This is a genomic window from Proteus sp. G2626, from assembly GCF_009915985.1.
Classification (GTDB): Bacteria; Pseudomonadota; Gammaproteobacteria; order Enterobacterales; family Enterobacteriaceae; genus Proteus; species Proteus vulgaris.
The window spans coordinates 312257-335440 of sequence record NZ_JAABNH010000007.1 but is presented as its reverse complement, the minus strand read 5'-3'; the positions used below and the strand labels follow the sequence as shown (position 1 = coordinate 335440).

Genomic DNA, 23184 nt, shown 5'->3' with positions numbered 1-23184 from the left:
TACAATGTTAATACTTTTAGGGTATATACAAGTTTATTTAGTTGATCTTTTTCTACTTGTTGCAAGATTATTCCCTATTTTTCTTTTTGTTCCTTTTTTAAATAGTCGAGTACTGAATAGCCAACTATTAAAATATATCATTATATTTTATATTGCCATGGGAATAAGACCAAGTATCATTATTATTGATGAAATAAGAGATGAATGGGAAGTCGTACTTTTAAGTGAATTAGTTGTTGGTATTTTTATTGGATTAATTTTTGCAACTCCTTTTTGGATTGCTTCCGCTTTTGGTGAATTTGTTGATAATCAACGAGGGGCTAGTATTGGTGATACAATTAACCCAACCACCGGGATTGAGTCTTCGGAATTCGCGTCATTAACTGGGTTATTTTGTGTGGCTTATTTTTTATCAACAGGTGGTTTGACCCAACTAATGACGACGATAAAAGATAGCTATGATGTATTTCCTATCGGTTATTTTAATAAAGAAATTGGTTACTCATTTGTTGGTCATTGGCTTAATTCAATGATCCGCACTGCGATTGTTTTAGTTTCTCCCGTTTTGATTATTATGTTTTTAAGTGAAGTTGCGTTAGGCGTTTATTCACTTTTTTGTCCCCAATTAAATGCATTTTCTCTGTCATTGTGTATAAAAGGGATTATTGCATTTATGTCATTACTCCTTTTCTTCGCCTCTGCGATGACCTCAGAACTTTATTCGTTTTTTAATAATAGATACTTTTATTCGATTTTTATGAGTATTTATCATGGCTGAAAAAACAGAAAAACCGACGAAGAAGAAGCTCGATGATTCAGCGAAAAAAGGACAAAGCTTTAAGAGTAAAGAATTAACATCAGGGCTTGTTTATCTTATTGGTGTTATGTATTTATTTCATCAAGTCGATTTAGATGAATTTAGTCTTTTTTATCAATCTATTTTACTTCATCCAACAAATATTACTTTAAAAAGTTATATCGATGTTATATCAACATTATTCTTTGATATTGTTTTACCAATACTTTTAGTCACCTTTTTATCTGGTGCAATTCCATCTTTATTTAGCTCTCGATTTAAACTTGCTACTGAAGCAATTAAAATTGACCTTAACCATATTAATCCAATCTCTGGCTTTAAAAAAATATTTAGCATAAGAACAATTAAAGATCTTTTAAAGACATTATTATTTATAATTATATTTTTAGTTACTTGTTATGTTTTTATTATTTTACACGGTGAAGAAATATTTATATTATATCGTTCTAGTTTAAATGTTGTTATTGATAAATGGTGTTCTCTGGTTATTAGTTTTATATTTATATTTTTTATTCTTTCAATACCTATTCTTATTTTAAATATTATTGCTGATTTCTTCCTCTTTATGAAAGATATGATGATGGAAAAACATGAAGTTAAACAAGAAAATAAGAATATGGAGGGTGATCCTGAAATAAAATCAACACGTCGACAACTTCATCAAGAATTACTTGATGAGCCAATGAAAAAGGTGATCCGCGATTCATCTGCTGTCATTGTGAATCCAACTCATGTGGCTGTTGGTATTTATTTTGATCCTGATAATGGGATTATGCCGTTAGTATCACTGAGATGTATTAATGATAAAGCACTCGCTGTGAAAGCTTATGCTAAAAAAGTTGGAACTCCTGTTATTCGCTATCCTAAATTGGCGAGAAAAATTTATCATAAATATCATTTGTTCGAAGTTATGATAGATCAAGATTTATTGGATGTTATGGATATTCTTATCTGGCTTAAGAGAATAGAGATTGAAGGTTTATTGAGAGAAGAAATGGATTATATAAATAATCAATAAATTCACCTAATTTATTTTAATTATAAAAATAATGTATTTATATTTGTAAATATAGGCGTGTGTTTTATTAAAGTAATTAATTAATTATTCACTTAGAATTTCATTATTAATTATTCATCATAGATGAAAGGATTAACATCATGTCAGTATATGAAAAAATGTCAGAAAAAGAGCTTGATCAATTAGCAAACTATATTGTTTCTATTGTTCAAAATGGGGCATCACTTAAGGATGAAGGCGCTATCCCAGAAGGATTTATGGAAGGGATTTATTCATTTGCGTATGACTTTTACCAGAAAGGAAAACTGGATGAAGCAGAAGCTATTTTCAAATTTTTATGTCTTTATGATTTTTATAATGTTGATTATATTATGGGACTCGCTGCTGTTAAACAATTGAAAAAACAGTATCAAGTAGCCATTGATCTTTATGCCTTAGCTTATTTAAATGCAAAAAATGATTATCGCCCTGTATTTTATGCTGGCCAATGTAATTTATCATTAGGAGATAAAGAGAAAGCAAAATATTGTTTTGATCAAGTTTCAAAAAATATTAAAGATCAATCAATGAAAGAGAGAGCTGATGTTTATTTAGAGTCATTAAAAGATATTCCTCTTGTTGTTTTAAATACAGAGAAGGAAGCACAGTATGATTAAGGTTAATAATGAAAGCACAACACTATCCACACCTTTAGTTTCTAAAGAGGTAGATAAGGTTACTCAAGATACAGTACAGCAAGCACAAAGGATTAATTCTGCAAGTGAGCAGATTGTAGCATCACAACTTAAAGAGAAAGAAAATAATTTTACGGCTCCTTCCCTTCGTGTACCTCTAGAACAAAAAAAGAATAGCCAAAGAATTAATATTAAAGATGATGCACAGTATAAGATAAATGCTTTTTCTCAACAAAATACAAAAAAGAACCGTAATTTTATCGATAATAATAAATTCGAATTAGGAGAAATGATATTAAGTAACACTCATAATGAAGATAAAAAATCAAATATTCTTGCTAATGAAAAGCATCTTTATGATCCAACAGACACTGATAAAACGAATATATCTCAAGAAAAAAAATTATCATCAGTAACTTCAAATCCTACCTTACCGAAAAATAAGAAATCAAATAAAGATTATGATTTTTTATTTTTACAATTATCTTATCAGAATGTTATTCATCAAAATGTATTAGAAAATATTAAAGAGCCAGATAAACTTGATTATTATATAGATAAGCTAAATAAATTATCTAAAGGTATTGATGGATTAAAAGATCAAATTAAACCTGTATTAGATGAAATAAAAAATAATAAAGAGGCTTATGTTGATTATTGGATGGAAGTTTATAATCAAATAAAATCCAATAAATTCCAAACAGCAGGTGAAGTTATAAGCTTCTTAAAAAACAATACTATTCCTAGCTCATTAATCAATGAGTTACTTTCAGGAAAGATTAAATCTAAAGGTGATATGGAAAAGTTACTTGAAAAAACATTTCCATTTTTAACTTTGCCTGATGATATTTCTAAATTATCTTTGGATGAAATAGATAGCTTATATGAAAAACTATCAAGTTTCTTTGATAATGTATTTAAATATATGCCTTGTGTCTCTGTAAATGAAGAGAAAATTACATCACATAAAGATGAGTTAAAGGCATTAATAAATAAAAAAGAAAATGAGTCAATAAAAAAACAATTAGAACAGATAAAAGAAACATATAGAACATTGACGATTTCTCAAAGTTCATTAGAGCTTGAAATCATGTCTGACTCATTATCTGGAATGGCGTTATTAACATTTTTATTGGCTAAAACTCGAGAACTTACATTAAAAGTAATGTTACAACGCTCTGAAAGTGAACAGAAATTATTTGATGAAATGCGAGAAGTGACAGAAAAATCACTTAAAGAAAAAATTGAGGAACAAAAAGCTCAAATAAAAAAACAAGAAGAAATTCAGTTTTGGGCTGGTATTGGCTTAAAAATATTAGGTGGGTTATTAGCCTTAGTTGCGGGGATTGCATCTATTTTTACCGCAGGTGCATCAATGGCACTAATGGCTGTAGCGGTTACCTTATTTGTTGCCGATATTGCATTAACTGTGGCTGATGAAGTCTATCAAGCGATACATGATAAATCGTTTATGGATGAAATTATGCAACCTATCTCTGATGCTATTATGACGGCTATCGATAAAATAGTCGGTTTTCTCACAGATGTGATTAATAGCACACTTGATGGATTAAAAGGATTAGGTATCGATAAGAAGATTATTGAAGAAATGAAAAATGCAATGCAAGATAAATTAAAAATGGCCCTTAAAATTTTAATTACGGCCATTCTATTTGTTGGTGCGATTGCATTGAGTTTTATAATTGGGCCTGCAGTAAAAGGTCTAACTAACGTTGCAAATAAAATTGTCAATCAACAAATAAGAGATACATTAAAACGTGTATTACATGATGCTCTTGAAGCAATGATGGGCAAAATGATTAAAGAAATCATTGTGCAAGTTTTTGAAGAAGCAATGGAGAAAATTAATAAATTACTTGCTAAAGATATTTCAAAAAAAGCAAGTGTGATGTTGAATAGAAGTGTGGTCGCTTCTAAATTAGTAAACTCAACTGCAACTAATGCCGTAAATATTTATAGTAGTGTTATTTCAGCTAAGATTTTGCAATCTATGGCTGACAGTAAAAAACTGGAAGCTATATTAAACCTTATCCAAAAATTAATGGATAAGATAATGGAAAGTTATCATGAGAATGTTGATACGATAACTGAAATTTTAAAAAATATGAGTACAAGCTCATCGATTAGTAATAAAGCAAAATCAGATATGATAAAAAGTATATCTATTTAACAATAATCCTTTGTGAGACTTTAATATGACTATAAAAATAAGTAATGACCATGTAATTAGCCAATATAATATAAAACCTGATGATCTTAAAAAAGATGAGAAAACAATTGATAAGGATATGTTATATAAAATAATTGAACCTAAAATAAAAAAAATGATAAATAAAGTTATAGATGGAGGAAAGCCTATTTTAAGTGAGCCAAGAATTAAAAAGCCAGATATAAAGTCTATTTTAAAAGAATTGGATGTCGATAACGATAATGATATTTATGATAATATTAAAACAGAAAATTTAGGTTCATTTAATTTTTTATCTGACGACATGATGAAATTAATTAATTTGATTGTTAAATATTTAGAGTCAATGATTAAAAAATTTGAGGCATCCCGAGAAATGGGGGTTATGCTGATGAATGTTGAATTAAATATGGCCAATCAAATTAAAGATAATTTAAATAAAAAAGCCAATATTATGATAGGGGCTGCCATTACGAGTGCAGGTATTTCAATGGCAATACATGGCATGGGGGCGTTTGTTTCTATTAAAGGGATGGGGCAAAATCTGGTCGGACACTCTAATCCAACTATGATAACGGGTAATCTAATTAGCTCTACGGCAGATCCTTTAGCGCGAGTTGCAGATCAAAATCTACAAGCTGATGGAATTAGACTGGATGGGGAGCAGAAAGTTTTAGAAGCTAGAGGAAGTGTCAATAATCATGTCATTAATAATAATAATGATATGCAACGAGAAGTGACTGAAATTATAAAAGCACTATTGCAGGCCATTGAAGCGATTATTCATGCACAGCAGGATGCGGCATCTACTATTGGTTCTAATGTAAAAGGATAATATATGTCTAATGCTATTCATTCAGGGATGCATAATATAGCAAATCATTTGACACCACATTCTTCTCCTCAAGAGGGAGTATCTATCTTAAAAAAGAAACAACTTTTTGATGATATGGAAAGTTTAGTAAAACATATCAAACGAGAGCATAACGATTTTGATCTGGATAATTGGGTCTATTGTCATCAGTTAGATGGGAAAACAGAAAGAGAAATTTATATTTCTCTTTCTGAACACTATGCAAAAAATAGTATTGACTATCAGCAGTGTTTATCTTCTGAAAAAAAGTTATCTCTAGAGATACAAAATGCACTTTCAACGAGTGGTTATCCGACTGATTCTTTAAGTGATTTCTTTCAGGAAGTAAAACAATCTATCGTTGCGGGTAAAAATGATTATTTAGATATTTTAAAAGTCATTTTTTCTAATTATATGGATTATGTTAGAGAATTAAGAACGACAATCACGTCTTTATCTCAGTATACAAAAGCAGGGAAAAAAGATGGGCATATTGCAGTCAATTATAGTGATTTTAAAAAAGAATTAGAGAAAATTAAGATAAAACATCAGGAAAAATTAGGTAATGATGCCTTTTTTCATATTCAGATACTATTTGAATGTAAAAATGATCATGGCTTTTTTCGTCATGTTGATAACCAAAAAATACATTATAAAAATAAAAATCAGGTTGATAAAGCAGTACATACTATAGAAAGATTACTAAAGGACATAAAAGGCATTAAAATAAAAAAAGAAGAATGCTTATCTGAAAAGAATAAAGATATTAATTTTAAGTTTTTTGGGAGTGTCGATTTTGATGATATTAATAAATTTATTAATAATATAGATACCACTATTTCTATAGAAGGTATATTATCAGAATCAGAAATAGAGAAAAAAAGAAAAAAACTTATTTCAGAAAATACTTCCTTATTTGGTGTTGTCAAACCAGGTTTTGATATCGGTAAGGAAATGATTAAAATAAGAGAAGATAATGAAAATAGAAAGAAAGATTCAAAATATAAAAATATTTTACAAACTGAGTTTGATTTATTTAAAAAATCACTTGACGTATTAGAAAAGAAAATAAATTCTAATCTTGATGAGCTTTCTAAAAAATTTAGTACAGCAAATAGTAATTATGATAATTTTGTGAAAATAGTGAGCAGTACAATGAATACATTATTAGAAATGGCAAAAGGTTTTTTACGTCAATAATAATATTAGACTTTAGATAAAATAGTAAAGCAATGCTGTCAATTAACATCATTCTTATATAAGAAGTTAAAAAATAATATTTAGCTGGCATATAAGATATTTTTTCTATTGAAATAATATAAGAGGTTAATGTTATGGCTACAGCTATTTTCCCTATGTCTCATCAGTTACACAATATAAAGAATAAAAATCATAACGAAGATAATATGATTCATTTAAATAATAATAATTCTTTAAATGATATGGAATTTTTATTATCTGATATAAAAAATGAATATAATAATATTTATCTCGAAAATCCAGATAGTTATCGAAAGTTAAAAGGAGTAACAGAGACGGAAAAAGTATATTTTCTATCTGAACAATATAATATAAACAATATTAATAAAGATAGGGCATTAATTAATACTAGAAGTACTTTTCAAACAATACAAAATAATCTTTCTGTTCAAAATCCCACTGATTCATTAAATGATCTGTTTGATAATGTTAAGCAATCTATTATTGCAGGTAAAAATGATTATCTTGATGTTTTAAAAGATATTTTCTCTAAATATATGGAGTATGTTAGAGAGTTAAGAGAGATATTATCTGAATTAGGTAAGTCAACTAAGGCTGGAAGTAAAGATGGATATATCAATGTCAATCTTGATGATTTAGTTAATAAATTAGCAATATTAAAAATGAAAATTGATTCGTCTAAATTTTTTAGTTTATGGATGTATTTCTATAAAGAAAATGATGGGCGATATTATAGAGTGATTAATAATGAGAAAATATATTATCCCAATAATCATGAGGTGGATAATTCGGCTATGGCATTAGAAAAGTTACTTAATCAAATAAAGGGTATTAAATCAAAAAAAAATGATAACTCAGCGACTGTTAGACCTGATATATCTTTTTTATTTGATGTCAGTTTAGATTTATCGGGATTGGATAAATTAATGGATTATTTAAATAATATACCAGTAGGGGGAAACGATATGTTACAAACAGAGTTTGATTTATTGAAAAAAACATTAGATTCCTTTGAGAAAGGGATTAATACTAATCTGGATGAACTTTCCAAAAAATACAGTGCGGCGAATAGTAACTATGATAATTTTGTGAAAATTGTAAGTAGTACTATGAATACATTATTAGAAATGGCAAAAGGTTTTCTTCATTTTTAATTTTATATAGAGTATATATTACGGATAATATGGTTATTTTAAGGATAAAAAGAGCTGATACCTAATAAATATCAGCTCTTAGATTTAAAAAGAATGATCTAGATTAGAATTTATATTCTACACCTAACCAGTAATTACGACCATCTTCCATATAACCTTGAGTATATTCATAAGATTTATCAAAAAGGTTATTAACAGAAGCATTAGCAGAAACACCACCACCAAAGTCATAATCTAAACGCAGATCAGTCTTTGCATAGCCTGCTAGTTTGTCATTTTCATCAATACGGTTATAAGTCCAGCTTTGGGCTTCTTCCATAATGGTAAAACGAACTTGCTCAACAGGAATAAATGTCATCCATATGTAGGCTTTATGTTTTGGTAAACCTTCAACATGTGCCACTTGTTTTGGATCACTGTGAATATAGCTGTAATTTAAGCCTAGCTCTAACCAATCTGTCACATTGCCTTTAGTACCTAAATCAAGCCCAATATAATCAACACGTCCACTATTTTGATTTTGGAAGAATGCGTTGCCACCACGATAAACGGTGTGTGCCATAATAGCATCACTAACACGGTTATAGTAAATGCTGGATTGGTAACCCCATTTATCCGTAATGTGTCCTTCATAGGTTAAGTCGAAAGATAATGCGCGTTCAGGATCTAAATCTGGATTGATGATCCCTTTAGAGCCATCTTTGGGTTTTTCACTTGTGTAACGTTCTTTTTGTGTAGGGAAACGGCTACGATCAGACACAGAAAAACGTACGGTATCATTATTGGTTAATGAATATTTTGCCATCATTTCCCAATTAAAGGCCGTTTGTTTGTTATCATCAGCGCCTTTGTCAGTCTCAAGGCTATCGCGCCAGTCGTAGCTAATTGCACCTACTAAATCAAGATCGTTAGTGACAACCCATTGATATTCTGTGGCTAAAGACCAGGTTCTGTCTTTATAACGCATCCAATCACCATGTTTCTCTTTTTGAGAGCGGTGAACGTCATCTTTCCAGTGCGCGGCGAAAGAGAGTAGATCATTTTCACGAGTATCGATGCCTAATTGTAATGCGGCACCTGTGTTGTAGTCGTCATAGTGACTGTAATCAGGTGCATCGCCTTTTTTAGGGTACATATAAAGGGTATTCTCAAACTTATCATGATACGCACGGCTTTGTAATTTCATACCATCCGTAATTTGAGTGATCCCGCTATAGTAATAGCTTTCTTTATTGTAATCTGGCCATGCCCAATATTTAAATTTACCTTTACCCAATGTTGATGGTGGGCTATTTTTTTCGCCGTCTTGTTTTACATAAGTCAGAGTATATTCATCAGAAGCGCGTGGTGTCCAACCCACTTTGATCATGCCACGTTTATCATCTGTTGTTGAATTATCACGACGTCCATGAGTTCCCGCTGCCACATTATTTTCATCAGCACCAGGAATTGGTGTAAAACGTTGTTTTAATTGGCTACCACTGATTTGAATAAAGCCTAAATCATTACGAGCACCTAAGCGTACATTCATATTGTGTGCATAATCAGCGCCACGAGCAAAACCTTGAGAATAAGCAATACTGCCTTCTAATGGTTTTTTCGGTGTTGCAGTCGTTATATTAATTGCCCCCCCCATTAAGTTAGGGCCTTGCAGTAATGAGGTATAGCCTTTGTTGACTTCAATGCTTGCCAGATCGTTAGTGGTAAAACGCGCTAAATCTAAGTTACCATCGTAAGGAACATAAGTGGGAATACCATCAAAAAATACAGGGACTTGGCGACTATCAAAACCACGTACTTTAATCGTGTATTCATTACGGTTGCCTGATTTTTGCATAACAACACCAGGCAATGTTGCAATGGCTTTCGCGGCATTCACTTTATTTTGTTCAAGCATTTGTTCTTGCGTTAACACGTCAGGATTTGCCGCGATAGGGCTACTCCAAACCGTTAATAGATCAGGTGTCGATTGTCCATAAGTCGTGTCAGCAAATACAGTATTTGGTAATAGAGCAAGAGATAAACAGTAGCATAGAGGTTTTAATTTCATCATTCCAATCCCAGTTTATAATCTATATATAATTATTTATATAACGATATTCGTAAAAATAAATGAATAAAAAGAGCACTTACACGTTGGTAAGTACTCGAGCTTGTTATAAAACAAAGCGACAGGCTTAACTTAATGAAGATCAGCAAAGAGATTTCTCTATGCCACGACAACCATTTCCTTGTTATTGACCTCATTATTATTGTGCTGTTTTTGTTTCTTGTTGATTAAAAAGGTAAATACTGACTTATCTCTAAGCCATTATTTTTATTTTAATCTTTGGGGTAAAGACGAACTTTAATATCCGTTGGTGGTGCATAATAAGGCGACGACGTTATCATTAATGTAATGCCGGTTTGTGCGTATTCTTCGATAGTATTGAGGTTAATGCCACCAGCCACTGAAAGACGGCAATGAGGCGCAATGAGAGGCGCTTCTTGTTGTAGCTGTGTGATATCTTTAATAGAGAATTTATCGAGCTGTAAGATATCAGGCTGTGCTTTTAACGCTTCTCTAGCTTGTTCAATGTCATCAGCTTCTACAACAATACATTTTTCAGGTGCTGCTTGGCGTAACTGCTTAACGTGTTGTGTCCAATTGTCAGGCTCTGATAGAAAACGACGATGATTAGCAAAGAGTAAGATAGTTTCAGAACAACCTTGGCGATGAATAACACCACCGCCCGCCAGTACCGCTTGTGTTGCCAGCAATTTGGTATTAGGAATATTTTTACGTGTACATGCAATTTGTCCATGAGGCTGATAGCGGTGGTAAATTTCCAGCATTCTCGCTATATAATCACTCACACCACAGCTCCACTCAAGGACGTTTTGTACCACCTTCCAACCTTGGTGCAGTGCATCAGCACGACCTTCAGCGGTGATCAAGCAATCACCCGCATCGGTAAAATCGCCATCTTGTTGATGCGCTTTTACGACTAATCCTAATTTTTCTAATAAGCGACAACCCAGCATGATCCCACTGACACAACCAGCTTTACGGCGTGTAAAGGTCATTGTGCCTAATCGATTGCTGATATTTAGCGCTCGGCTGGTGAGATCGCCATATTGGATATCTTCCATTAACAAATTATCAAGAAAGGTATCAGGATAATAAATCATAGAGTTAACTCACTTTCTGGCACCACATCCCAAGAGACCATCGCCCAATCACGGGTCGGTGAAATCAGTGAAACGCTTTTTTCAATACTTTCGTGATAGTAATTAGTTAGGCGTGTAATTTCATCTTCACTTAAAGGCCCTACTGAAAAATTAATACCCTCAATAAATTGTTCAAGGTTATTGAAATTGCTTTGGCAATTACGGCTACGGATATAGTCTACTTTAGGATGAATGCCCATTTGATTTAGCATATTCACAGCATAAATGTATGTTGGAAGCGTAGGAACCTCTCGACCCAGTAAGCGAATAATGCGTTGATCAACAAAGGTTGGCGAAACAGTGTGAGTGGTATAAACACGTAAATTAGCTTGGCGGTTTAGTTTTAAGAGTGCAGCTTGTAAATCCATCACTAATGTTGATCGTGAAGCCACTGCGATATCACAACGAGGAAGCTCATCCCAGCTATCTTCCCATGAGCAAGTGATAAATTCTGCATGGTTGATACCTGCTTGTTTAGCTCTACGTCTAGCGACCGTTAACATACCAGTACTGTAATCAATACCAATTATTTTCTTAAATTTATCTGCCACATGAATGCTGATAGAGCCTGGGCCACAACCTACATCTAATAGCGTTTCAGCACCGCTAAAATCCATCATTGCACGAAATTTTATTAGATAGGGATCGTTAGGGTTGGCACAGCTCTCTGCCATCTTTTCGGCACGTTTATCCCAATGTTCAGGCTCTTTTTTGGTTCTTTCTGCCTGTACCATGTGGTTTTTATAAAGTTCAGCAAAATCCGTGGTTTCAATTGTGTTCATATGCTTGCCTATGGTCATCTTTATTATCAGAGTAGGCGTGAAAATGCGCCTGAATATCTGTTGGTTGTACACCATAAAGGTGCGCTAAATTGTTGGCTGTCAGCAAAATGTCAGGTCTATCTTGCAAAACAGGCACATGAGGTGTTAGTAAAATGACATCATCTGCCAAAGAAGCAGCATGTTGAGGGTGATGTGTGGACATAAAAATACTGATCCCTAATGCTTTTAATGCCTTAACTTGGGTAAGTAGTTTTATTTGGTTACCAAAGTCAAGGCTTGCCGCGGGCTCATCCATAATCAGTAATTTGGGTTGCTGTACTAATGCGCGTGCAATTAATACCATCTGTTTCTCACCACCACTAAGAGTATCAAAAGTTCGGTCGGCAAGATGAGAAAGTGAGAGCATTTCTAAGGTTTCCATTGCCATGGTTTTATCTTGCGAACTTGGCGTAGAGAAAAAAGAGAGATGCGCGCCTCGCCCCATCACAACCATATCGATTACATTGAAAGAAAAAGGAAGGTGAGTTACTTGAGGAACATACGCCATAACTTTAGCAAGTTCTGTTGGTGACCACTTACTTAGTATTTTACCCGCAATATTAATCTCACCATCAATACAAGGTATGAGTCCTAATAAAGTTCGCATCAGTGTCGTTTTACCACAACCATTGGCACCTAATAAGCAGATGATTTGCCCTTGTTTGATATGAAAGGAGAGATCTTTAATTAAGGTTTTGCCTTTGTAGCCAATCGCGAGTTGGTTTGTCTGTGCAATGATCATGAGCCTTTCCTTGTTCTAAGTAACAACATTAAAAAGAATGGTGCACCAATGGCAGAGGTTAAAATACCTAACGGAAGTTCAAGGTTGGCAATAGTACGGGCTAATGTGTCAGTGATTAACAGCATAATAGCACCGACAAGTAAGGAAATAGGGAGTTGATGATTGAAGTTAGCACTCACTAACAATCTGACAATATGAGGGACAATTAAGCCTAGCCAGCCAATAATTCCTGCAATAGAGACAGCACTTGCAGTGATTAATGTCGCTGACAAAATAAAAATAAGTCGGGTTACTTCGACATTTAAACCTAATGCTCTGGCTTCTTCATCAGATAAACTGAGGATATTCATACGCCAGCGTAATAAAATTAGAGGGATAAAACCCACTAACATAAGCGGCGCAACAGAAATTAGATCAGAGGCGGTGATAGCTGAAAGCCCACCTAAGAGCCAAAAGGTAATTGAAGGCAGTTGAGTATAAGGATCGGCGAGAATTTTCATTAATGAAATTGCTGAGCCACATAGTGCACTGATAGCAATGCCAACTAACACAAGCGAAAGCACGGGATCATGTTGTTTAGCAAGTCTCGCAATAAAGTAGACTAAAGCAACCGTTGCTAAACCTCCCGCAAAGGCGAAAAGTTGAATCGACAACATGGATTGCCCAAGAAAAATACCTAATACCGCACCCACCCCAGCCCCGGATGAAACCCCAAGAATATCAGGAGAGACTAATGGATTACGGAACATGCCTTGATAAGCAGCACCAGCAATCGCTAATCCTCCACCTATTAAAATTGCCGCTAGCACTCTAGGAAATCTTATTTGCCAGAAGACGGTTTCAGTGCGGTTATATTCTATATTCCCCGTTAATTTATTACTGACTAGAGTCCACAGCTCATTAGTAGTAAGTGAATACTTACCACTTGTGATCGCAATTAACGCGACAACGCAAAATAACGTAATGAGAAGCGTAATACGTGCAGATTGATTCATAAATACCCCAGCAATTGCTGACCTTGTTCTGCACTTAATTGTGTATGGTAAAAATGAGCAAAGTAATTTTGTAGATCGTGAACGGCTTGCTCTTTTATTCGTGTGTCAAAATGGCTTTGTAATCGACGCATCCCCATTAAACGGTTAATACCCGGGGGACCATCTAACCAGCCAAATGGTAAGCCTTTAAACAGTAACACATTGTTATTTTTAACAGCTTGAATGCTTTTCCATACAGAGCCTTGCATAATTTGCTGATAGGCATTTTCATCTTGTGTGATGATCAAGTCAGGATCCCATATCAACAGTTGTTCTGGTGAAACATCTGTTAACCCGGTAAAATCAGGAATATCAACCACATTTTCAAAGCCTAATGCTTCAATGGCCTCAGTATGAATAGAGTGTTTTGCACCTGTTTGTAACCCTTTAGCACCCCGAGCGAGATAAAAACGTGGGTGGGTGTGTTGTTCACAAGCAAATAAGGCTGCATCACTAAGATATTGCTCTGCAATGAGTGCTAATGTTTCTGCGCTTTCAGCAACGCCTAATAAAGCGCCAGTTTGACGCAATTGGGCTGGACTATCTTTTAATGTGCCATCAATTAACACATAAGGCACACCTGTTTGATCAGAAACGCGTTTTGCTAATGAGCGATAGGTTTCATCTACATTTCCACTATCAATAATGATATCGGGTTCTAACGTTAGTAAGGCTTCTAAAGAGAGGGTACTTCCTCGCCCTGATAAGCGCCCTAAACGAGGTAATTTGCGTAGTTCATCTGAAAATAAAGAGCTTTTTTCTAAATTAAGAGAGGAAAAACCCAATAATTTTTCAGGAGCTAGTGCGAGCAACAATTGGTCAGTAGGAGGACCTGCGCTGATCACGCGATGGATCGCAGTTGATGCTGGAATATGACCAAACTGTGCTGCAATACGTGAGGTTATTGCGGCTCTTACCGAATGTGGAAGTGCAGATAATGTCGCAATGGTGGTGAGGTAAGTTAGAAATTGCCGTCTATGGATTGCCATAAGTTCACACTGTTTATTGTTTTATATTGGTATCGTTATTTCATTTATTATACAGCGAAGAATACTATATTTCCTTTGGCTTAAGTCAAGGGATAGTCAGTCAAAATCAAATCTAAGCACACATCTGAAAAACTTTATTCGAAATAGTGTGTAACCTAGGGCTATAATCAGCGTTCTTGGAAAAATAAAGCGCGTATTAATACGAATGTTTTTGGATAGTTGCGGTATAAAATGAAGAAAAAACGCCCCTCATTACAGGATGTAGCTTCACGTGTTGGTGTCACCAAAATGACGGTTAGTCGTTTTTTGCGTAACCCAGAACAAGTCTCTGAAGCTTTACGAGAAAAAATTGCGCGCGAATTAGATAGTCTTAATTATATTCCTAATCGCGCTCCTGATATTTTATCTAATTCTACCAGTCATGCGATTGGGGTATTGCTACCTTCTTTAACTAACCAAGTTTTTGCCGAAGTTATTCGTGGTATTGAATCGGTAACAGATAAATTCGGTTATCAAACCATGTTAGCGCACTATGGATATCGTGCGGAAAAAGAAGAAGAACGTCTGCTTTCATTGCTCTCTTATAATATTGATGGGCTTATTCTTGCAGAAAGAACGCATACGCCAAAAACAATGAAAATGCTAGAAACAGCCGGTATTCCGGTCGTGGAAATCATGGATAGTGTTTCGCCTTGTTTTGATTCGGCGGTGGGATTAGATAACGTTGAGGCTTCACAACAGATGGTCAGTGAAATGATCAAGCGTGGCTGTAAACGTGTTATTTATCTTGGTGCAAGACAGGATGAACGAACCCTAATGCGTTTAAACGGTTATGAGAAAGCCATGCAAAATGCGGGTTTACCTACGGGCAGTGTAATGACACCGAAAAGTTCGTCATATTCGCTAGGGGCAGAGTTATTACATGCTGCACGCAAACAATACCCTGACTTAGACGGACTTTATTGTACTAATGATGATATTGCTATTGGTGCTATTTTTGAGTGCCAGCGTTTAGGTATTTCAGTACCCAATGATATTGCTATTTCAGGCTTCCATGGGCATGACGTAGGGCAGGTGATGACGCCTCGATTGGCGAGTATCTTGACCCCCCGTGATGAAATGGGGCAACAAGCTGCAGATTTATTGCTTAAACGCATGAAAGGTAAAATTGCTCGAGGGCAAGTTATTGATGTTGGTTTTCGTATAATTAAAGGTGAAAGCATATAACAAGCTAACTAATTGATAATATTAAAGTTTAATTTTTTCGAACCCTATTGTTATGTCAATAACAGTAGGGTTTTTTTATTGTATATCTTCTACCTTTTAAGGTTATCACTCTTACTTTGACAGTGAATTAAAAGTGAGAAAGGGCGTAGTTAGGTCAGATATTTTGTTGTCAGTTTGTAGATTATCTTACTTTCATTTGAGAGTCGCTTCACATTTTCACTTCTTTGTTGATCTTCATTGTTGTATTTACCTTGTTACTTCGGATATGTTACCCGTAACAGTTACGGGTAACATTACAAAAAAGACTTAATATCTGTCTTAAAGGAGCATTCTATGAACGATACCCAATCCCTACACCATGTTTTTATCTTAATGGGGGTATCAGGTAGCGGTAAATCTGCGGTCGCAAATGGTGTGGCACAACGTACAGGCGCCGCATTTTTGGACGGTGATTTTCTCCATCCTCGCTCAAATATTACGAAAATGGCATCAGGTCACGCTTTAAATGATGAAGATCGTAAACCTTGGCTACAAGCGTTAAATGATGCCGCATTCGCAATGCAAAGAACTAATGATGTTTCGCTAATCGTTTGTTCTGCATTGAAAAAACAGTATCGCGATATGTTACGAAGTGGCAATCAATGTCTGCACTTTTTATATTTAAAAGGCGATTATGAACTGATTGAAAGTCGCTTAAAAGCACGTAAAGGTCACTTCTTTAAACCTCAAATGCTAATCACTCAATTTGAAACTTTAGAAGAACCAACCAAAGCTGAAAACGATGTGTATGAAATCGATATTTCAATGCCACTTGATGATGTTATTGAAAGTGTAATTAATAAAATAAATTCAGTGACGCATGGGGCTCTTGAAGGGGAAACAGTATGAGTACATTAACGCTTGTGCTAACTGCGGTTGGCTCGGTTCTATTATTACTCTTTTTCGTTATGTATGCGCGTTTGCACGCATTTATTGCGTTGATGATTGTTGCGATTGGTGCAGGTATTTTCTCAGGAATGCCACTTGAAAAAATCACACAAACCATGCAAAACGGAATGGGGGGAACATTAGGCTTCCTTTCTATCGTGGTCGCATTGGGAGCGATGTTCGGTAAAGTACTACACGAAACTGGGGCGTTAGATCAAATTGCAGTCCGATTATTAAAATACTTTGGTGAGAAACGAGCTAACTATGCATTAGGTATTGCAGGCTTAATTTGTGCATTACCTCTGTTCTTTGATGTTGCGGTTGTTCTATTAATTGGTGTTGTATTCGCAGTTGCTCGCCGTACTGGTGGCAATGTGGTAAAAATGGCTATCCCTCTGTTTGCGGGTGTTGCAGGTGCTGCCGCCTTCTTATTACCAGGGCCGACACCCATGCTGTTAGCTGACCAAATGAATGCGGATTTTGGTTGGATGATCTTAATTGGTCTGTGTGCGGCTATTCCTGGAATGTTATTAGCGGGCCCTATCTTTGGTAACTTTATTAGTCGCTACGTTACGTTAGAATTACCAAAAGATTTAACTGAGCCCAGTTTAGGCCAAAATAAAATGCCTTCTTTTGGTTTTAGCCTTGCGCTTGTGCTATTGCCTTTAGTATTAGTGGGTTGCAAAACCATTGGTGCGCGTTTTGTCGAGAAAGGCTCTGAACTATACAATATTCTTGAATTTGTTGGTCATCCATTTATCGCTATTCTTGTGGCTTGTTTAGTGGCTATTTATGGTCTTGCCATTCGTCGTGGTATGAGCAAAGAAAAAGTGATGGAAATTTGTTCGGCTGCCATTCAGCCTGCGGGGATTATTTTATTAGTCACGGGGGCGGGTGGTGTCTTTAAACAAGTGTTAGTCGATTCGGGAGTTGGTCCAGCATTAGGAAATGCTTTAATTGGTGCAGGTATGCCAATTGCAGTGGCATGTTTTATTCTTGCTGGTGCAGTACGTGTTATTCAAGGTTCAGCAACAGTTGCTTGTTTAACTGCCGTTGGTTTAGTTTTACCAGTGGTTAATGAGTTGGGCTACAGTGGAGCTCAAATGGCCGCACTATCAGTATGTATCGCGGGGGGCTCTATTATTCTTAGCCACGTTAATGACTCAGGTTTCTGGTTATTTGGTAAGTTTACGGGTGCAACAGAAGCACAAACCTTAAAAACATGGTCATTAATGGAAACTATTCTTGGTACAACAGGTGCTGTTATTGGTATGATTTTCTTCGCTTTTCTTTGATTTTTTATCTTTTTTTTAAATTATTAGCGCGTTCTTTGACGCGCTTTTTCATTGCAATAAATGACTATCAAATATGACAGAAAATACTTAGTTTCCCATTAACCTATAGGCTTCTTTATTCAGTGGGCAAACGAAGGCTGTCATATCATGGTTGACTATAATTCACTTTTTATCAAACACACGGATTGCAATATCCACACTATTACCCTCATTCGAGATTCTATTTTAGTATCCAGTAATAAGTTGCAAGATAAACTCAATTTGCTTGATGAAATGGAGCATCTCTTTAATGAGATGTTAGATAACTCTCAGTCATTGGCTCAATTTTTAAATGAGGTTGATGCACATTTTACGCATAGCAGAGAAGAGATAGACAAATTTTCAGGTTGGTTAAGAAAAATTAAAGATAGTGCTAGCAATATCGATAGGCTTTCAAGTCAGGCGAATCTTTTATCGATTAATTCCGCAATTGAAGCGGGGCATATTGGGCGTGAAGGTGCGGGATTCTCTGTATTAGCTCAAGAGATGAAAAAATTATCATTAGAGATTCAACAACAAGCCTCTTCTATCGCAACGATTAATAATAATTTGGGGACGCGTTTTATTCCCGTTAAAGAAACGACAGAAAAAAACCAAGAGCAGGTACAACAAGTTAAAAAATTGGTTGTAGAAGGGCATCAGAATTTAGCGTCATTATCAGCACAAGCCAGTGAGCTTAAACATCTTTTTACCTTTATGTCGATGCAACAATTTTTTAATACCGTCAAGCTAGATCATGTTTTATGGAAAGAAGCTATTTATATTCATTTATTAAATAATGATGATGAGCTTTGTGTTAATCAGCATACCGAATGTCGTTTAGGTAAATGGTATTATCAAGGTGAGGGTAGAAAGTTTGCAGGAAAAGACGCTTTTCGTCGTTTAGAAGCACCACATAAATTAGTGCATGAATGTGGGCGTTTAGCATTAAAAGCTAATCTTGAAGGTGATGAAGAGATCGTCACAAAATATATTGAACAAATGGAACAAGCCAGCGTTGATGTTATCAAATATGTGGATGCCTTGTTAGATTCATTTGTAAATTAATGGCTTTAAAACTAAAAGGAGCGGTAAGCTCCTTTTAGCTTATCAAGACTCTTGATGTTAACTTTTATTCATCAATGTGGTGAGCTGGCTATAAAGTGTATTGGCACTGCTCTCGTACCCTTCGCGAGAAAGATGTACACCATCAGGTCTTGCTAACTCATACAGTGACCATGCTTTTATCGAGCATTCGCCCCCCATGTAATCACGCCAGTCCCAAAAAAGGGTTCGCTCTTGTTGTGCCACTTCTTTTTGAATTCTGACAATATCACTGAGCCATTGCGGTTGTTGTGAACGGCAATCAGGGGCCTCTTTATTTTTGATGGAATCAGAAGGCCCTATTAGTAAAATTGTGCTATTAGGCGCTTGCTGGCGAATTTGGCGAATCTTATCCGTAAGCTGTTGGCGATAAGCGCTCAAATCGAAGGTGTTATTAAAAGCTTCATTTGTGCCATAAGCCAAAATGACCATATCAGGGTTTAATTGGCCTAACGTTTCTGTCCATTGTGTCCCCCACTTATCCATCATATTGATTGTGGCACCATTAATGCCTAATGAGGAAAGCATGACACCTGGTTGTTGATTGGTGATTAACCAACCGCCAAATTTAACGGGTTGGCTTTTGCTAACCGTAATACTGACTGGAAAAGTCATCGTTGTTGGGTTTGAAAACTGCCATTTACCTTGTGTTTGTGATAATGACAGTATTTTGCTTGTTGATGACTGCACATTCACTTGTGCTGTAGTTGGTGCTTTATAGAGTGCTTGTAATTGATAACGTTGTTGAGTTACTGGGTTTTCAGATAACTGTAATTTAGCCCATTTAGCTTGCGGTTCACTAATAAACCCTCCTAATGGAAAATCTGGATCGTTATCTTTTCTGCTTGAAAGCAGTGTCCATGCTTTTTTATCACTCTGATACTGTACGTTAGCAATACGTTGACCTGCAATGTTAGTTGGAGGAATAAAACCAATGCCTCCATTACCATAGTCGGCCTGAAAACGTTCACGTAACTTACCACTGAAAAAATCAGCTGCAGTATGAGAATCGCCTAGTTGAACAATATGCACAGTCTGACGACCTTGCTGTAATTTTTTAACGAAGCCCGCAAATTGAGGATCGTGATAGTTGTAAAGTTGTCTTGAGCCATCAGCAGGTAATACTGTGGGGGTAGGTAACTTCACTGCTTTTTCAGTGTCTTGGTTACACGCCACTAAAAGTGACACCAAGGTCAGTATAATTGAGCTACCGACTAAGGTTTTACGCTCAAGGATGTGCGCTAATTGTTTCATTTGCAATAACCGTGTTTTTATCTTTTACATCATCGACGGCATCATCTTCTTTAATTTCTTCTTGAAGATGAATACGTGAGAATACGTGTTGAGCAATAATTTGCTGACCTTTTAAGCTAAAATGAATGCCATCACCCGCTCTTAACTTAACACGACTACTACCATCGCCCATATAATCAGAATAAATATCTTTTTCATATTTAAACATATCATTGACGGAAAGGTAAATTTCGCCCATTTTCTCAGCTTCTTCACGGTAAAGTTTATCAAGGTATGCCATACCTTCAGATAACTTCGGTTTTCGCATATTCGGTGGCCCAACCCAAATAACCGTGACATTATTCTGCCTGGCGTTCTCTATAATGCTTGCAATGCGCGTACGATAAGTCGATTCCCATGCCTCACTGGCAAATTTTAAGTAACGCCCTCCACCATCCGGTGGCATATCCCAAGGATCATTAGGGCCTAAAAAGACAACTAGTAACTTGATGGAATTATCACTGGCTAAACGTGTCGCAATGGTTTGTGGCCAATTGAAAAAGCGTGGGTATACAAGTCCAGTACTTTGCTTACTTAAATCTATACTACTGATGTTGTAATTTGTTTGCAGTTGCCGTTTCAGCAACGGTGCGACGCCTTGCATCATTGAGTCACCTGCAAATAAGACTTTATCCTCTGGTGATAAGGTAATTTCTGTTTTGGGGACGATAGGTTTTAAGGCTTCTAATGCTGCATCAGAGATGTCTGTAACAGAAGGATAAGGTAATCCTCCCATGGCTTGTTTACGCTCTAATAATTGCGGGAAGCGTTGCGTCAATTGAGTTGCTGGTCGAGTGTAACCATTAAAGAAATGTAAACCAACCGCAAAGCCCTCAGGAAGTTGTTCTGGCGCGGAGGTTTGCACTATGGGTTTTGCCTGATTATCAGGGTGATTAACTTGTAGATAATCCCGATAACTTTCTACAGCAATAAATACGCCATCACGCAATTGCCCTCCTACTTGCCAAGCATAATAGTGGGAGAGCCCAGACCAAGGTGCAGGGCGATGATATTGTTGTTGCCAAAAACGCTCTAGTGATGTTTGGTTTAGCCAAATCAGAAAGAGGGTACTACACAGTACCATTAAGGCAACTTTTGCTGTCTTTTTTAAGTTTGAGCAGAAATCAAAAGCTGGCATAAATAAATCCTGGCACCCCATCTGGAGACAACATAAAAATAATCGTGAGGATCAACGCAAGTGGCAGTGGGTAAACATACCACGGTACTCTTTTCTCAAGACGAGCCACAATATCTCTTAAAGTCACAAAGCAAGGGTAAAGTAAGAAAAGCCCCCAGAACATAAAGAGTGTTAAGCCTTCAGCTTGTAATGATGCCCAAGCGCCAGCACTGAAGAGTTGCTGTATTAAGAGTAAGGCATCTCCCACCGTTTGACTGCGGAAAAATATCCACGCAAAACAAACAAAATGAAACGTGATTATCCATGACAACAGCATGTTGAATGACGATAACGCACTTGGTGGTGCCTCTTTCTTCACAGGAAAGAGGCGGTGTTTAATATTTAATAGCACCACACCAATCCCATGAATAGCACCCCAAATAATAAAGGTCATTGCAGCGCCATGCCACAACCCAGAAATCACCATGGCGGCAAAGGCATTAAAGTTCTGCCTAATCACCCCCTTACGATTTCCCCCTAAAGGAATATAGACGTAATCACGAATAAAGGTAGATAGACTGATATGCCAGCGACGCCAAAAATCAGCCAAATTTATTGCTAAATAAGGTGCATTAAAGTTACGAGGAACAACGAAGCCCAATAATAAGGCGATACCCGTGACAAGATTGGTGTAACCCGAGAAATTGAAATAGATATGCCATGCATAGGCATAAACTGCCGTCAGCACTTGTCCGCTTTGTGCTAAATCAGGCGCATTAAATACGGGATCAACATAGTTTGTTGAGAACCAACCACTCAACCAAAAGAGTTTTGCGATAGCCAATACAATCAGCATGATCGCCCCTTTATAATCAATGATTTTTCGGGTTGGTGCTTGAATTTGTGGGAGAAATTCTTTAGCACGATTAATCGGACCTGCTACGATACTCGGGAAAAAGCACAGATAAAGTACGACATCTAAAAACGGGGCTTTGGGGATCTCTTTTCGACAAACAGAAACCACATAACTAACGGAATGGAATATATAAAATGAGAGCCCTAATGGTGCAAGTAACTCAATTAGCGGTAGCTCAATGCTGAGTCCCCATTGTTGGAATGCTTGTGTCAGCGACTCTTGGAAAAAAGAGTAATACTTAAAGGCGGTGAAGTAGACACCCACCAATAATCCTAATAGCCAATATATGACTTTAGAAGAGGTGTACTTAGTTAATAGGTTTGTTAGCAAATAAATAAAGAGCGTATAACTTAATAAGATAATCGCAGGACGATAGTCTGCATAAAAGAGAAAAGCATAACTAACTGTAATCAGTAGAATATTTTGGATCTTAATGTGCTTTTGGAAGAGCCAGTATAGAATAAAAAAGCTAACAAAGGCTCCGAGAAACTCGAATGAAAAAAAATTCATAAATGGCTCTAAGGGTGTGATTTAAAAGTCATACC

At 35.9% G+C, this 23184-nt stretch carries 20 protein-coding genes; 11 read left to right on the top strand and 9 right to left on the bottom strand.

Annotated elements, in window-relative coordinates:
• The first annotated feature begins 4 nt into the window (after positions 1–4).
• The 7 genes from sctT to GWJ05_RS03895 all read left to right on the top strand — a co-directional run bounded on the left by sctT (position 5) and on the right by GWJ05_RS03895 (position 7946).
• On the top strand, positions 5–778 hold the full coding sequence (gene sctT, locus GWJ05_RS03925; RefSeq protein ID WP_036934453.1) for a type III secretion system export apparatus subunit SctT: 774 nt from the start codon (positions 5–7) through the stop codon (positions 776–778).
• A complete protein-coding gene (locus tag GWJ05_RS03920; protein ID WP_036934451.1) occupies positions 771–1835 on the top strand; it encodes an EscU/YscU/HrcU family type III secretion system export apparatus switch protein in 1065 nt (354 codons plus the stop codon). Before sctT ends, GWJ05_RS03920 begins: the two co-directional genes overlap by 8 nt.
• Positions 1836–1975: 140 nt before the next feature.
• Positions 1976–2491 carry a type III secretion system translocator chaperone SicA gene (gene sicA, locus GWJ05_RS03915; RefSeq protein WP_036934446.1) on the top strand — a complete coding sequence of 172 codons (516 nt, stop codon included), beginning with the start codon at positions 1976–1978 and terminating at the stop codon, positions 2489–2491.
• Entirely contained in the window at positions 2484–4700 is a 2217-nt protein-coding gene (gene sctE / locus GWJ05_RS03910) for a type III secretion system translocon subunit SctE (protein ID WP_036934445.1), read from the top strand. Before sicA ends, sctE begins: the two co-directional genes overlap by 8 nt.
• Positions 4701–4725: 25 nt before the next feature.
• Entirely contained in the window at positions 4726–5553 is an 828-nt protein-coding gene (locus GWJ05_RS03905; protein ID WP_036934444.1) for a hypothetical protein, read from the top strand.
• Positions 5554–5556: 3 nt separating this feature from the next.
• On the top strand, positions 5557–6771 hold the full coding sequence (locus GWJ05_RS18510; protein ID WP_232798981.1) for an IpaD/SipD/SspD family type III secretion system needle tip protein: 1215 nt from the start codon (positions 5557–5559) through the stop codon (positions 6769–6771).
• A gap of 134 nt (positions 6772–6905) precedes the next feature.
• Positions 6906–7946 carry an IpaD/SipD/SspD family type III secretion system needle tip protein gene (locus GWJ05_RS03895; protein ID WP_036934442.1) on the top strand — a complete coding sequence of 347 codons (1041 nt, stop codon included), beginning with the start codon at positions 6906–6908 and terminating at the stop codon, positions 7944–7946.
• A gap of 103 nt (positions 7947–8049) precedes the next feature.
• Here the strand turns inward: GWJ05_RS03895 and GWJ05_RS03890 are convergent, their stop codons facing one another.
• From GWJ05_RS03890 to GWJ05_RS03865, 6 genes are all read right to left on the bottom strand, one after another.
• Entirely contained in the window at positions 8050–9996 is a 1947-nt protein-coding gene (locus GWJ05_RS03890) for a TonB-dependent receptor plug domain-containing protein (protein ID WP_161681099.1), read from the bottom strand.
• 272 nt (positions 9997–10268) lie between these two features.
• Positions 10269–11117: a ModD protein gene (modD, locus tag GWJ05_RS03885; RefSeq protein WP_036934439.1), complete on the bottom strand. Its 849-nt coding sequence runs from the start codon at positions 11115–11117 to the stop codon at positions 10269–10271.
• Positions 11114–11938 carry a class I SAM-dependent methyltransferase gene (locus GWJ05_RS03880; protein WP_036934438.1) on the bottom strand — a complete coding sequence of 275 codons (825 nt, stop codon included), beginning with the start codon at positions 11936–11938 and terminating at the stop codon, positions 11114–11116. Before GWJ05_RS03880 ends, modD begins: the two co-directional genes overlap by 4 nt.
• On the bottom strand, positions 11925–12719 hold the full coding sequence (locus GWJ05_RS03875; protein ID WP_036934437.1) for an ABC transporter ATP-binding protein: 795 nt from the start codon (positions 12717–12719) through the stop codon (positions 11925–11927). The genes GWJ05_RS03880 and GWJ05_RS03875 overlap by 14 nt, the downstream gene beginning before the upstream one ends.
• The gene (locus tag GWJ05_RS03870; protein WP_161681079.1) at positions 12716–13714 is read right to left on the bottom strand and encodes a FecCD family ABC transporter permease; all 999 of its coding nucleotides are present in this window, start codon (positions 13712–13714) and stop codon (positions 12716–12718) included. Before GWJ05_RS03870 ends, GWJ05_RS03875 begins: the two co-directional genes overlap by 4 nt.
• Positions 13711–14742 carry an ABC transporter substrate-binding protein gene (locus GWJ05_RS03865; protein WP_036934435.1) on the bottom strand — a complete coding sequence of 344 codons (1032 nt, stop codon included), beginning with the start codon at positions 14740–14742 and terminating at the stop codon, positions 13711–13713. Before GWJ05_RS03865 ends, GWJ05_RS03870 begins: the two co-directional genes overlap by 4 nt.
• 231 nt (positions 14743–14973) lie before the next feature.
• Here GWJ05_RS03865 and gntR point away from each other — a divergent pair, with 231 nt between their 5' ends.
• The 4 genes from gntR (at position 14974) to GWJ05_RS03845 (ending at position 19277) form a co-directional block, all read left to right on the top strand.
• Positions 14974–15969 carry a gluconate operon transcriptional repressor GntR gene (gene gntR, locus GWJ05_RS03860; protein ID WP_036934434.1) on the top strand — a complete coding sequence of 332 codons (996 nt, stop codon included), beginning with the start codon at positions 14974–14976 and terminating at the stop codon, positions 15967–15969.
• Between the two features lie 333 nt (positions 15970–16302).
• Entirely contained in the window at positions 16303–16857 is a 555-nt protein-coding gene (gene gntK / locus GWJ05_RS03855) for a gluconokinase (RefSeq protein ID WP_036934433.1), read from the top strand.
• The gene (gntU, locus tag GWJ05_RS03850; protein WP_087803351.1) at positions 16854–18191 is read left to right on the top strand and encodes a gluconate transporter; all 1338 of its coding nucleotides are present in this window, start codon (positions 16854–16856) and stop codon (positions 18189–18191) included. Before gntK ends, gntU begins: the two co-directional genes overlap by 4 nt.
• Positions 18192–18338: 147 nt before the next feature.
• Entirely contained in the window at positions 18339–19277 is a 939-nt protein-coding gene (locus tag GWJ05_RS03845) for a methyl-accepting chemotaxis protein (RefSeq protein ID WP_036934430.1), read from the top strand.
• A 57-nt stretch (positions 19278–19334) separates the two neighbouring features.
• On the opposite strand, the gene GWJ05_RS03840 is transcribed toward GWJ05_RS03845, so the two are convergent.
• Genes GWJ05_RS03840 through GWJ05_RS03830 form a run of 3 tightly spaced genes read right to left on the bottom strand, consistent with a single transcriptional unit; the run spans position 19335 to position 23149 of the window.
• Positions 19335–20567 carry an SGNH/GDSL hydrolase family protein gene (locus GWJ05_RS03840; protein ID WP_036934428.1) on the bottom strand — a complete coding sequence of 411 codons (1233 nt, stop codon included), beginning with the start codon at positions 20565–20567 and terminating at the stop codon, positions 19335–19337.
• Entirely contained in the window at positions 20542–21744 is a 1203-nt protein-coding gene (locus GWJ05_RS03835; protein WP_161681077.1) for an SGNH/GDSL hydrolase family protein, read from the bottom strand. Before GWJ05_RS03835 ends, GWJ05_RS03840 begins: the two co-directional genes overlap by 26 nt.
• Complete coding sequence (locus GWJ05_RS03830) at positions 21731–23149, bottom strand: MBOAT family O-acyltransferase (RefSeq protein ID WP_087803355.1); 1419 nt, start codon at positions 23147–23149, stop codon at positions 21731–21733. The genes GWJ05_RS03835 and GWJ05_RS03830 overlap by 14 nt, the downstream gene beginning before the upstream one ends.
• Positions 23150–23184 lie beyond the last annotated feature (35 nt).

Coding starts and splice junctions, on each gene's coding strand:
- sctT (WP_036934453.1), top strand. CDS start 5: ATGTTAATACTTTTAGGGTATATACAAGTTTATTTAGTTGATCTTTTT.
- GWJ05_RS03920 (WP_036934451.1), top strand. CDS start 771: ATGGCTGAAAAAACAGAAAAACCGACGAAGAAGAAGCTCGATGATTCA.
- sicA (WP_036934446.1), top strand. CDS start 1,976: ATGTCAGTATATGAAAAAATGTCAGAAAAAGAGCTTGATCAATTAGCA.
- sctE (WP_036934445.1), top strand. CDS start 2,484: ATGATTAAGGTTAATAATGAAAGCACAACACTATCCACACCTTTAGTT.
- GWJ05_RS03905 (WP_036934444.1), top strand. CDS start 4,726: ATGACTATAAAAATAAGTAATGACCATGTAATTAGCCAATATAATATA.
- GWJ05_RS18510 (WP_232798981.1), top strand. CDS start 5,557: ATGTCTAATGCTATTCATTCAGGGATGCATAATATAGCAAATCATTTG.
- GWJ05_RS03895 (WP_036934442.1), top strand. CDS start 6,906: ATGGCTACAGCTATTTTCCCTATGTCTCATCAGTTACACAATATAAAG.
- GWJ05_RS03890 (WP_161681099.1), bottom strand. CDS start 9,996: ATGAAATTAAAACCTCTATGCTACTGTTTATCTCTTGCTCTATTACCA.
- modD (WP_036934439.1), bottom strand. CDS start 11,117: ATGATTTATTATCCTGATACCTTTCTTGATAATTTGTTAATGGAAGAT.
- GWJ05_RS03880 (WP_036934438.1), bottom strand. CDS start 11,938: ATGAACACAATTGAAACCACGGATTTTGCTGAACTTTATAAAAACCAC.
- GWJ05_RS03875 (WP_036934437.1), bottom strand. CDS start 12,719: ATGATCATTGCACAGACAAACCAACTCGCGATTGGCTACAAAGGCAAA.
- GWJ05_RS03870 (WP_161681079.1), bottom strand. CDS start 13,714: ATGAATCAATCTGCACGTATTACGCTTCTCATTACGTTATTTTGCGTT.
- GWJ05_RS03865 (WP_036934435.1), bottom strand. CDS start 14,742: ATGGCAATCCATAGACGGCAATTTCTAACTTACCTCACCACCATTGCG.
- gntR (WP_036934434.1), top strand. CDS start 14,974: ATGAAGAAAAAACGCCCCTCATTACAGGATGTAGCTTCACGTGTTGGT.
- gntK (WP_036934433.1), top strand. CDS start 16,303: ATGAACGATACCCAATCCCTACACCATGTTTTTATCTTAATGGGGGTA.
- gntU (WP_087803351.1), top strand. CDS start 16,854: ATGAGTACATTAACGCTTGTGCTAACTGCGGTTGGCTCGGTTCTATTA.
- GWJ05_RS03845 (WP_036934430.1), top strand. CDS start 18,339: ATGGTTGACTATAATTCACTTTTTATCAAACACACGGATTGCAATATC.
- GWJ05_RS03840 (WP_036934428.1), bottom strand. CDS start 20,567: ATGAAACAATTAGCGCACATCCTTGAGCGTAAAACCTTAGTCGGTAGC.
- GWJ05_RS03835 (WP_161681077.1), bottom strand. CDS start 21,744: ATGCCAGCTTTTGATTTCTGCTCAAACTTAAAAAAGACAGCAAAAGTT.
- GWJ05_RS03830 (WP_087803355.1), bottom strand. CDS start 23,149: ATGAATTTTTTTTCATTCGAGTTTCTCGGAGCCTTTGTTAGCTTTTTT.